Annotated in this window: 3 protein-coding genes and 1 pseudogene; all 4 read left to right on the top strand. The window is 43.8% G+C overall.

Going from position 1 to position 5245, the window contains the following annotated elements; genetic code table 11:
• Nucleotides 1-166 precede the first annotated feature (166 nt).
• Nucleotides 167-1030, top strand: coding sequence for a hypothetical protein (locus JCM14108_RS13410; protein ID WP_035181449.1), 864 nt, complete (start codon nucleotides 167-169; stop codon nucleotides 1028-1030).
• A gap of 200 nt (nucleotides 1031-1230) precedes the next feature.
• A pseudogene (locus JCM14108_RS13405) lies at nucleotides 1231-2662 on the top strand (amino acid permease).
• Nucleotides 2663-2665: 3 nt separating this feature from the next.
• A complete protein-coding gene (locus JCM14108_RS13400) occupies nucleotides 2666-3094 on the top strand; it encodes a universal stress protein (RefSeq protein ID WP_035181448.1) in 429 nt (142 codons plus the stop codon).
• A 290-nt stretch (nucleotides 3095-3384) separates the two neighbouring features.
• A complete protein-coding gene (locus JCM14108_RS13395; protein ID WP_035181447.1) occupies nucleotides 3385-5211 on the top strand; it encodes a hypothetical protein in 1827 nt (608 codons plus the stop codon).
• Nucleotides 5212-5245 lie beyond the last annotated feature (34 nt).

Raw genomic sequence — 5245 nt, 5'->3', positions numbered from 1 at the left:
CCGGTTCAAAAGAGGCCCTGATTGTTTTTGAGCGGGCTTGCGCTTATAATTGAACGAATAGCTTTAATGCCAAGTAAAATTAATGACTTTTAAACGGCGCATTCAAAGACCGGTTAAAGTTATCAGTGAAAACGTGACAAAATGATCTTGTTAAAGGAGAATTTTAATGTCTCAATCATTTTCAAACAATCATTTTACAAATTTACCGGATAATATCGTCGACATTGCGACCGGTATTTTAGGGCGGACAACCGAGTTTTATAAGCGTTTAAAGCCAGACGCCGGACAGAATCATAGAACGCAATCCGCGTTTTCAATGCCGGCCAACGTGCTTTTTTACGTCCCGACGATTCATATGGATGACACCCAATACCAAGGACATGGTTTCTTGCCGCACTTGGCCAAGAAAAGCTTTTTGGACATTGATGTCGGCTTTGTTCCTGTCAGACAGGCGGTAACGATTCGCCACGCCAAGATGAGCAGCCACTTTACGTTTGAAGATGCCCACATCGACCTGTTTAACCGGGTTCACCACCCCGACTACCTGATTGGCGGCTATGATATAAATGGTAATCGATTACGTGGTGTGACGATTCCGCTGCCGGATATTAAGACTGCTAAAGTATTTGTCAGAATTGACGAGCACTGGCAGATGGCAACTGAGCATAATGGTTACGTTACGGCTAATTTTCATCGCTATTTTTTGGTTGATGGTCTTGCGACGAATCGGCCAACGATTCCTAAAATTGCGACCATTAATTCGGATTTATCGATGCTGAGTCCGGAATGGGCGCAACAGCTGGCCGAAACGTTGGGACCGGCAGCCGGTACTTTGGCAACGCCTCAATACTATGAGCATTTGGGGATGTTTACTAATTATCAAGGCGCAATTCAGTTTGGAACGGCGTTGGACGCTGCCAGTGACAGCCATGAACAGGCTGCCTTGAGAAAGTATAATGCTGCTGTTCAGGGGAATCAGGCCAATTGGCAAACAGCATTGCAACTTATGTTAAAAGAAATAACAAAATAGACTGTAAAATATGATCCGATTGATAAAAAATAGCAATCGGATATTTTTTTGCTCTTTTTATGTAACCGATGCCATTGCTAATTTCACAGTAATTTGAACTATAATCAGCTTTCTTAAGTGTTATATTTTCTGACATAAACCATTTACAAAGTTAAAATTTAATTATAAAATAATTAAAAACATTAATTGAGGCGATGGCTGTGACAGTATTTCGAAAAAAGAACGTTTCAGAATTAATTGCACACGCGACTCCTCTAAAACGAACCCTGCGAACCTGGGATCTGGCTTTTTTGGGAATTGGCGCGATTATTGGTACTGGGATTTTTGTTTTGACGGGAAAGGGTGCCCTGACGGCCGGGCCGGGGTTGGCCTTGTCGTTTTTGTTGGCAGCAATTTGCTGCGGGTTTGCCGGGCTCTGTTACGCGGAGTTTGCGTCGATGGCACCGGTTGCCGGATCGGCTTACACGTATTCCTACATTGCGTTTGGTGAAATTGTTGCCTTTATTATTGGCTGGGATTTAATTTTGGAGTATGCGTTGGGCGCGGCAACTGTTTCAGTTGGTTGGTCGGGTTACTTTGTCAGCCTACTAAATGATCTGGGAATTCATATCCCAACTGCTTTGACTGCCGCTGCGGGAACGACGCCTGGGGTAACAACTTACTTTAATCTGCCGGCCTTTGTTATTGTCCTGTTGATTACTTGGATTATATCAATTGGGGTTACTCAGACCAAGCGGGTTAACGATACAATGGTTTTGATTAAGTTGGCAGTGATTATTTTATTTATCATCTGCACGGTTTGGTTTATTAAGCCGCAAAATTGGCATCCCTTCAGTCCCTTTGGCTGGTATTCCTACCACAATGGTACGGCTGCCGGGATTATTCCGGCAGCATCGATTGCCTTCTTTTCTTTTATCGGTTTTGACGCGGTCTCGTCCAGTGCCGAAGAAACGATTAACCCCAGCAAAACGCTGCCTCGGGGAATCATGCTGTCTCTATTGATTTCGACAGTGCTGTATATTACGATGACGCTGATTATGACTGGGGTGGTTAAGTATACGATCTTTGCTAAATTCTTGAATGCCCCTGTTCTAGCAGTTCTTCATCAAACCGGCCAAATTTGGTTGTCTATGATTGTTAGTGTTGGCGCGATTTTGGGCATGACGACCGTTATTTTAGTTCAGCTATACGGGCAGTCAAGGATCAGTTATTCGATGTCGCGGGACGGGTTGTTTCCGGAATTCTTTGGCCATGTTAGTCCAAAATATGCCACCCCGTTTAAGAACTTGGTTCTTTGGGATAATTACGGCATTGGCTGGTGGCTTGGTTAATTTGAATATTTTATCCGAGCTGGTTAATATCGGGACGTTGACGGCATTTATTTTGGTTTCGGCTGGCGTTCTATGGATGCGGCATGCTCATCCGGAACTCCATCGAGGGTTCAAGGCTCCCGGCGTTCCGGTAACCCCAATTATTGCAATTATCTTTTGTGTGACACTAGTTGCCGGGCTAAATTGGGAAACTTGGGTTAGGTTCGTTGTTTGGCTGGCAATCGGGATGAGCATTTACTTTAGTTACAGTAAACGACATTCAAAACTTGCCAAAGCAGAGACCAAACAGGGAGATGAATAAAAAGTGAAATATGAACGAATCTTGGTCGGCTTGGACGGTTCGCCACAGTCTGAGCGGGCGTTTGAAGTCGGCTGCCAATTGGCCAAGGCGTTATCCGCAAAGCTGTTTTTGGTTTGGATTGTGAACCGGGACCGGGGGATGGACTCTTATTTTGGGGTAAGCGAAGATTTTTACCGCGATCAGTACCAACAAGTTACTCAAAAAATTCAACCCTTTATTAAAAAGGCGGCTGACTTGGGAATTGACGTTGATGGTCAGGCGCTGGTCGGCAATACCAAAGTTATTTTATCGAAAAGTTTTCCAACCGAGAATAAGATTGGCCTGATTATATTGGGACAAACCGGCCGAAACGTGATTGGGAAACTTTCAATCGGTTCTCACAGTTCGTATGTCTTACAGAATGCTGATGTTGATGTGTTAATCGTTAAATGATAGCTGAATACTTATAATAGTGGATGATCTTGTGACCGCAATTGATTCTTTTTGCTTCAGGGCTGAAAGGATATCAATTGCGGCCTTTTAAGGCATCATAATAAAATGAATGGACTTGTTAGTCTGATTAAAATGCTGATTATGTAAAATTAATTAGTATATTCATGCCCTGATAAGTTATTAAAACACTTCTCATTCACAAGCATATTTGTGGTAAGCGTATTCATAAAGATTTATACTTAAACTGTTGAGATAGAAAAGATATATGAATACAGGGGAGGTTTTTAATCATGGGATCTAATTTAAGAAGGTCACTGTTTATCCCAGTGGCTGTACTGGGATTATTTGCTGTAACCGCAGTCACCAATGCTAATCAAGCCGATGCGAAAAGTTATGCGCGGGTAACTTCAAACAGAAAAATGGCGACCGATCCAACAACTCGAAATGTCACGTTTACGGGTGGCAATGCACTTTATACAAAAGCCGGCACGCTTCGAGGCGCCAGGTTGGTTGCCTCAAAGGCAACTTTGTCAACGCTGGCCAATTCAAGTTCTTCGTCGGATAACTTCCGGGCTTATCGGATTGCCAGAACCAATCGGGGCTCGATTTACTACAAGGTAGTCTCGTTTGACCAACAATACCGTGGTTGGATTTACGGTGGTAGGAGTACGGCTGATTTTGGCGGTGGTGTTCGTCAATTTGCCACGTTTAACCAGACCAGCTTAAGTGACGCACAGCGAAACAGCTTGTATAAGATTGCCAGTCCAGGGATTGCTAATGATGGTAAGACGGTTACCTATCAACAACCCGCTTGGACACAATATAAAGTTGGCCGTCAGATTCTTGATTCAACGCCTTATGCAAACGCCAGCTTTAAGGTTGTCCAGGTTGGGACGAGAACCCGTGAAGGCGATCAATGGGTTCAAATTCAGGCAACCGACAATCAATACAGCCAGGCGAATGGCTGGATTCTCTATAGCGGTTTGACGTTGACCCAGACGCCAATTGCCGATAATGCGGTTCGAGTAAACCTGGTTGACGCAAGCAATAATAACAATGTCATCAAGACGTTTGACTACGCTAAGACCGGTGCTCAAAAGGGGAGCCGACTGGGAACCCAGAACGGAACCAACTGGACGTTAACGGCCAATGATAAAACGGCACTTCAAAACCAGATTAATACGACTTTGAATGGGACCGGTTACTATGTCGGCATCCTAAATCAATCACAAATTAACGCTTTGGCTCAAGGATCGTTTGGCAGTTCGGTTAACGTTGCTGTTTCAAAGCAGACACCAATTGCCGATAACGCGGTTCGAATTAATTTGGTAACGCCGGACGGTACGCTGCTGAAATCCGTTGATTATCAGAAAGCCAACGCTGCCAAGGGTAGCACGGTTGGCTCCTGGAACGGTTCAGCGTGGGTATTGGCAAATGATGACAATACGTCGATTACCAACTTGCTTAACAATGCATTGACCGGTACAGGGTATTATCTGACAAACGCGCAGTTGTCGACTGCCCAGCAACAGGCACTTGCAGCTGGTCGCTTTGGTGATAACGTCACGCTTACTGTGTCGGATGTTAAGCAAACACTAAGTAGTCGGATTACACCGTATGCGACTTCTTCAATTTGGCAATGGACGCCAGCGCTTTTTGCAAATCAATTAAGTGCATCAAATTCGAAAAATGTAACAAGTGAAGTTACCTTAGATGGTAATAAGTATACCGCTCAGACCCTTCAGGATGTTTATAATAAGGGTTCGCAGGATGCTAATTGGCAGAATCTTGAAGATTGGTTGATTCAGAACCCAAGCGCAGTTTCAGATGCCAACCAGACTTTTAAAAATGAAGCATTAACCAAGTATATGGCACCAGCCAATATGAACTTTGGTCCTGGCAGTGGAACGTTTACTAATAATCAATTGATTACGTATGTCAAAGGAAATAGCAGTTTGGCAACACTCAGTTCGCCGCAGTATCCAATTATCGCTACTAATAGTGGTAATAAACCTGTTTCGATTACATTTGGTAATACGATTACGTACACGGCTCGATCAGCTGATGGTGGCACGTATGGAAATGATGTCAAAGTTTACTACACTTATCCGCAATGATAAGTGACTAATATAAAAAGAAGCTTCTGGGAAA

It is taken from the genome of Lentilactobacillus farraginis DSM 18382 = JCM 14108 (assembly GCF_000583655.1).
Taxonomy (GTDB): domain Bacteria; phylum Bacillota; class Bacilli; order Lactobacillales; family Lactobacillaceae; genus Lentilactobacillus; species Lentilactobacillus farraginis.
This window is presented reverse-complemented; position numbering and strand designations above follow the sequence as displayed.